The sequence below is a fragment of the Marinomonas ostreistagni genome (assembly GCF_016461785.1).
Lineage (GTDB): Bacteria > Pseudomonadota > Gammaproteobacteria > Pseudomonadales > Marinomonadaceae > Marinomonas > Marinomonas ostreistagni_A.
Map to the genome: position 1 here is coordinate 57,831 of NZ_JAEMUH010000020.1, position 6,000 is coordinate 63,830.

Genomic DNA, 6,000 nt, shown 5'->3' on the forward strand with positions numbered 1-6,000 from the left:
CATTGCTCACAACGCCCCAAAAGGTGGATGCCATTATATGAATCGTTTTATCAATTGCAAGCACTAGCAAGGATTTTTTTCTATTTTTATTAACAGCTTGGAAAAATCCAGCTCATTCATCACATCTTCCCAATGCTTCGTCGTAATGGGTGCTGATAGCAGTAGTTCTGAAAGCCCAACTTCTCGTTGATGCGCATATATATTCACAGCCATTCCTGATTGCTTTGCGATACTCGCTTGAGCCTGTTCAGCTCGATCTTTAGATGAAAACAAACCAAGTGAGATACGGTTCTTCATATCCCCTCTAGAGATAATGTAACTATCAATACGCTTAAGCTTTAAAGAGCTTACTATTTCCTGTGCTTTTTCTGTCGTCGCTGGCGCCGCAATGTAAAGCCAATATTTTTCTCGCTTTCCTGTTGTTTTACGCTCAGTAAACTCTAGGTCATTTTGACGTAAAACAGATACCACCTCGACCTTATCGGCATTACGCTCCAACACAATCACTGGACAGAGAAGGTTTTCATTGGTCGATACCTTGTCTATCTCTTGCTCTAATGATGCCAGAACCTTATCAGCCTCCGTTTCTGGAAGGGAACTGCGTAGTAGGGGGGCTTGCGTTTCAATAGCATCTACACTGGGCTCCTGTGGGCGCCCCTCACCTACAAGATAAATACGTTCACTGACCGGAGGGCCGTAAACAGGCGCTTGCTTCAAAGTATTATCCGTACCGACAAACCCCTGCCAAGCAACAAATCCAGCATTTGAGAGCACCAACATAAAAAACAACCACTTCATACTAGACCTCTTTTTGTATGCGTTCCTGCAGAGCTAAACGGGCACCCTTCGCAACCAAATGGTCATCTTGTACATGTGGAATGCTTAGGGCTTTAATTAGCGTCTGACCAGCACCTCCAGTTACTAACCATTTATAACCAACATGCTGTTCAAAAAGCCGCTGAATAAATCCCAGGGCCATTTCTTGCACCCCTTGCGTCACCGCATCTGCCGTACAAGATGGAATGTCATCTAAGCACGTTACTTCCTCAGGCCGATAACGTATTTTTGCAGTTTTAGATAGCAAACTTGATGTCATTAGATCGAGTCCTGGTGCGATATACCCTCCTAAATGAACCCCTTTTTCATCAATGAAATCGGCTTTTATTGCCGTACCCGCATCCAATACAATTAACGGGGCTGAATACTCATGATAAGCAGCAATTACCGCTAGCCATCGGTCAACACCTAATCGATGAGCTTCTTTATAAGAGTTTTTTACACCACAGGTGACACTCTCTGATCTTAATCGGGCCAACTTCGCCGTTGGCCATTTTTGTCGACATTGCAGCTCTAAATTGTGTGTAAAAGTGTCGTCTCGAACACTCACAACAGCAATAAAGTCAACGGCCTCCTTGAGTGTCAAAACCGTACTTTCAAGAATCCACCGACCAACAATAGAATCCCCTTCAAACAACGTACACTTCACCTGTGTATTACCAGCATCCAGAATAAGCACCTTACTGTTTTCGAACACTGATTTCGCCTCCATGCAATAACTCAATATCGCCTTGCTCTGTTTCAAAGAGAAGCGCCCCACTTTGATCAATCCCTCTGGCAATTCCCTTTCTTTGCGAAGCGCCTGAAAACACATTGATGGGCTGATCAAACAGCACATCAAAGGCCTGCCACTGTGGGTGATATTGCTTCACCCCTTCACCCAAAGCAAACGCCTCGCAGACCTCCACCAAACCTTTGGTAATGTTCGCAATGATTTCATTTCTATCCGGCGTACAAGAAAGGCATGACGTTAGATCGGTCCACGGCTGATCCACCTTTGCTTGCTGCTCTGGTGTCGATTCGACATTAAGACCAATGCCAATAATCACTCTACAAACGTCTTGATCTGCCATTAGTTCCAGTAAAATTCCGCAAATCTTTTTGCCATCGATGTGAATATCGTTTGGCCACTTCAGGCCAGTGTTAGTAACACCCATATCGCGCAGAGCTTGCGCAATCACTACGCCCACCGCGAGACTTAGCCCCTCAACGACACTAACCCCTTGCTCAAACTGCCATGCGAACGACATGGTAATATTCTTAGCAACACCACTTTCCCATGCACGGCCACGACGCCCCTTCCCCTTGGTCTGATGCTCCGTAACCACTAAAGCGGGTAACTTAGCTCCTAAAGAAATTTTTTTCTTTAGGACATCATTGGTAGATGGCGTATCAAAAGGAATATCAACCGCTACACTTTCAGGTAGTCCAGCCTCTCTCAGACGAGTCTCTTCCAGTAATATAAGCGGTTCTGGAATTCGATATCCCCGCCCTTTCACTGAATGCACTTTGATCCCAGCCATTTCAATCTTCTTAAGTCGCTTCCATACAGCAGCTCGCGTTATTCCTAAAGCCTCTCCAAGCGCCTCACCAGAATGAAACTTACTATCACTTAATAGTTTTAACACTTCTCTCATGCTAATCCCTTTTCATCCTAGTTAGATGCCATTTCCACTTTCTGATTATGACGAATAAAGCCAACTACTCGCTCCATGAGATCTTGAAAAAATGGATTCCATGATAGCCGGGCCGCAATCTCGCTTTTACTAGACAGTACATCCGAACGCTCCCCATACCAGTTGTCTTCCGCTTCTTGGCATTCTCTATATCGGTCCCGATCACTTTGATACCAAGAGCAGATTCTGTATGAGCCATTTTGTCCATAATATGGATTACTTGGGGCTCCATGAACCGCCATATGTGATAGGCCAAAGATGCGTTGCTCAGGTATATCAGTATTAATTACATAAACCGGTGAGTCTTCATTAGTAGGACGGGTTGCGCTATACAAGACCATCTCACTGCTCCTATTAGGTAAAAAGGCCTTATCAAAAACATTTTGAGTGACGCTAGCGTCAACCGTGGCATCTTCTTCAGATAATGCAATAAATACGGGGAGCTTACCCGGATCAGACAATACTGTAGCTCTCACCTCTTTGGCCAATTTATAGGCTTCCGATATCGCAGGAACTGGAATAGAAGCGTATTTACTATAATCATCCGATTCGTGATGATCTAACCAATCAATAACCGGTGCAAGCCAAGGAGCTAACCAGTCGATCGAACTGTTGATCTTAAATAAAGGTGAGAACAACACCACACCTTGCACTTGATCAGGCTTATGCCACGCATACTCGGCCACCAGCGCTCCACCCGTTGAAAACCCTGAGAGGTAAATCGAGTCAACTTCTAGAGCAAAGTTTGATACGGCATTAGCAACGGCATTGCGCCAATCTTGACGAGTAGTATTAATTAGATCTTCGGCTTTAGTACCATGCCCTGGAAGCATCATAACTCGAACATGCACACAATTGTCAGCAAGTGATCGAGCTGGGTCTTTAAGAGAAAATGGCGAGTCGGATAAACCATGAAACATTAACACGCCAACAGAAGGACCTTCCTCGCAAGTTGGCTCAGGTCGATACTCGAAAGGCAACACTGCTTCCAACTCTTGATTTTTTGCCTTAACATCTACCCATACTTTATTGACTAGTAAGTGCTCTTTAAGTCGCTCACGATAACTCTCGAACGGCTCTTCAGGAGACTGTATCCATGCATTTGCGAACACAGCAGTTGATAAGCTTCCGATGACTATGATCCAAGCTAAACGTAATAGAGGCATGAGCACTCCCATTAAGGTGTTACGAAAAGCCATATCATAACGGAATCCACACGAATCACTAACACTTGAGCATTAATTCAATGAGCCTACAACTCGCTGTAGCAGTCGAGCCTTTGTGGTTCCCTCTCGTAAAAAAGTTTTATCAAGCTTTCTATCCCAGTGGAAAACCTAACAAAGCAGAACCCTTATGGGTAATAAAGGAAGGCGCAAATATTCTTTGTGCCGTGCGTTTAAAACCTCTCGACCAATGCTTATTTTTAACTGGGCTTGTTACTCACCCTCAATACCGAAACCAAGGCATCGCTGGACAGCTGCTTCGCTCAATTAGCAAGCAACTCGCTCAGCAGCCTAGTTATTGCTTCAATACACCTGAACTTATCCCCTTCTATAGACGCCACGGCTTTATTGAGGCTACCGATGAAGCACGCTTACCAAGCGAGCTCCGTAGTCGCTTGCAACGCTATCGCATCAAGCAGCCTAGCTTGATCGCCATGAAGTACCATAAAAAAACGCCCATGTAGGGCGTTTTCTTATAAGTGGATTTTATTTTAAGTGGCCTGCATTATGCAGCTCACGCTTATCTGGAGCCGGAGGGTTCCATTGATAAACCCACGTTTCGGAGATTGGCTGACCATTAGTCTCTAGATGAACCTTGATGTTAATTGGCTTAACAGAGTCATCAGGCACTAAGTCAAACATTGCTCGGTAACCACCAATATGGTGTTGTGGGCGCGCCGATGTAATTTCTACTCGACCACGAGACGTTTCAATCACAGGCTTCACTTCCGCCTTTTGACCTAACATTTGAAAAATATCGCCTTCGAAGTCAATCGCGAAGCGTTTACTGTAGTAATCTCGCTTTTTACCAACCACACCACCAATACCAGTGTAAGTGCTCTGAACCGTTGCCTTACCGGATTTCACAGGGGCCTCACTGCCCCAGTACATATTGTAGCTGTACAACAGCTCTTGCCCAGGAATAATGTCCTGCGCCGGATTCCAGTAAGCCACAATGTTATCAAATGTTTCATCTAGCGTTGGAATCTCAACTAACTGCACTGAGCCTTTACCCCAATCACCAATTGGCTCAATCCAAAGATGTGGACGCTTTTCATAAAACACACCATCATCTAAATAATGATCAAAGTTACGATCACGCTGCATTAGACCAAAGCCTTTAGGATTATTATCCATATAAGCATTGAAACGCAGTTGCTCTGGATTACCCAATGGTCGCCAAATCCACTCACCATTGCCAGTAAGCATTTCTAAGCCATCTGAGTCATGGATCTCTGGACGCCAGTCGTAGTTGGTACGACGGTCATTCTCACCAATCATGTACATACTGGTAAGCGGAGCAACACCTAGGCGCTCGATTTCTTTACGTGGGTATAAAGCCACATCAACACGCATTTTCAGCGGCTCACCAGCCTTGATATCAAAGCGGTAAGCCCCCGTCACACTGTCCGAGTCCAACAAAGCATAAATCGTCACTTCATCAGAGTTCGGTTTTGGTTTTTCAAACCAGAAATTTGTAAACACAGGAAATTCTTCTGGCTTATTCGTCGCCGTATCAATAGCAAGGCCTCGAGCAGACAACCCATACTGCATTTCAGCGCCTACGGCACGAAAGTAACTTGCACCTAGAAAGGCAACAATGTCCCGCTCCCAGTCCGTACCATATTGCATACGAAAACCAGCAAAACCAAGATCCTCTGGTAGCGATTTACCATTTACATGAGAATCGCCGTAGTCGAACATTTTTGATGAATAATCTACAGGCGTTGACTTGCCATCCTCGACGACATTGATATGCACAGGCGTAATGAAGCCCTGCCCTAGATGAAAGAAAGTGGCACGATAAGCGGTATCGTCTTTCTGCCACAGGCTCTGATCGCGTTTGAAGTGAAGCTGTTGATACTCATCCCAATCTAGATCGGAAAGAACACTTGGCACGTCACCTTCATGACTCACAAAAGGCTTTTCTGAGAGACTTCTTGCGTGCCCCTTCAGCCATGCATAGCTGAACGCTTCTCCCTTCTCAGGGTTCACAGTAGGCTGTGTGACTGCACATGCAGTGACGCTGACCAAAGCACTTACCATTAGTGCTAATCTGCTTACCTGACGTATGCTACTCTTTAGCAACGCTTGCAAGCCTTGATGTTCCAATGTTTGGAAAGACAAGCTTCTACGCATCGTTTATATCCTGTAGTTTTCTAATATTAGCTGGAATGCTACCTAGCTTCGACGCAGACGAATACTTGACAAGCGGTAAAGAATTTCAAAGAACTGCGTACTCATATACACAATAAAAGGCGAGG

The 6,000-nt window shown here is 45.0% G+C and carries 6 protein-coding genes; 1 reads left to right on the forward strand and 5 read right to left on the reverse strand.

The genetic code is table 11. The features are described from left to right. Positions 1-63: 63 nt before the first annotated feature. The 4 genes from JHD44_RS17435 to JHD44_RS17450 are packed head-to-tail and all read right to left on the reverse strand — an operon-like array spanning position 64 to position 3,679. Complete coding sequence (locus tag JHD44_RS17435) at positions 64-798, reverse strand: SPOR domain-containing protein (protein ID WP_199464012.1); 735 nt, start codon at positions 796-798, stop codon at positions 64-66. Position 799: 1 nt separating this feature from the next. Then, positions 800-1,534, reverse strand: a complete 735-nt coding sequence (locus JHD44_RS17440; RefSeq protein WP_199464013.1) for a type III pantothenate kinase — start codon at positions 1,532-1,534, stop codon at positions 800-802. Beyond that, complete coding sequence (locus JHD44_RS17445) at positions 1,518-2,474, reverse strand: biotin--[acetyl-CoA-carboxylase] ligase (RefSeq protein ID WP_199464014.1); 957 nt, start codon at positions 2,472-2,474, stop codon at positions 1,518-1,520. The genes JHD44_RS17440 and JHD44_RS17445 overlap by 17 nt, the downstream gene beginning before the upstream one ends. Before the next feature lie 17 nt (positions 2,475-2,491). Then, positions 2,492-3,679, reverse strand: coding sequence for an alpha/beta hydrolase (locus JHD44_RS17450; RefSeq protein ID WP_199464015.1), 1,188 nt, complete (start codon positions 3,677-3,679; stop codon positions 2,492-2,494). Between the two features lie 80 nt (positions 3,680-3,759). On the opposite strand from JHD44_RS17450, the gene JHD44_RS17455 reads away from it, so the two are divergent. After that, positions 3,760-4,200: a GNAT family N-acetyltransferase gene (locus JHD44_RS17455; protein ID WP_199464016.1), complete on the forward strand. Its 441-nt coding sequence runs from the start codon at positions 3,760-3,762 to the stop codon at positions 4,198-4,200. A gap of 22 nt (positions 4,201-4,222) precedes the next feature. Here the strand turns inward: JHD44_RS17455 and JHD44_RS17460 are convergent, their stop codons facing one another. Then, positions 4,223-5,875, reverse strand: a complete 1,653-nt coding sequence (locus JHD44_RS17460) for a glucan biosynthesis protein (RefSeq protein ID WP_199464017.1) — start codon at positions 5,873-5,875, stop codon at positions 4,223-4,225. Positions 5,876-6,000 lie beyond the last annotated feature (125 nt).

Coding starts and splice junctions, on each gene's coding strand:
- JHD44_RS17450 (WP_199464015.1), bottom strand. CDS start 3,679: ATGCCTCTATTACGTTTAGCTTGGATCATAGTCATCGGAAGCTTATCA.
- JHD44_RS17435 (WP_199464012.1), bottom strand. CDS start 798: ATGAAGTGGTTGTTTTTTATGTTGGTGCTCTCAAATGCTGGATTTGTT.
- JHD44_RS17460 (WP_199464017.1), bottom strand. CDS start 5,875: ATGCGTAGAAGCTTGTCTTTCCAAACATTGGAACATCAAGGCTTGCAA.
- JHD44_RS17445 (WP_199464014.1), bottom strand. CDS start 2,474: ATGAGAGAAGTGTTAAAACTATTAAGTGATAGTAAGTTTCATTCTGGT.
- JHD44_RS17455 (WP_199464016.1), top strand. CDS start 3,760: ATGAGCCTACAACTCGCTGTAGCAGTCGAGCCTTTGTGGTTCCCTCTC.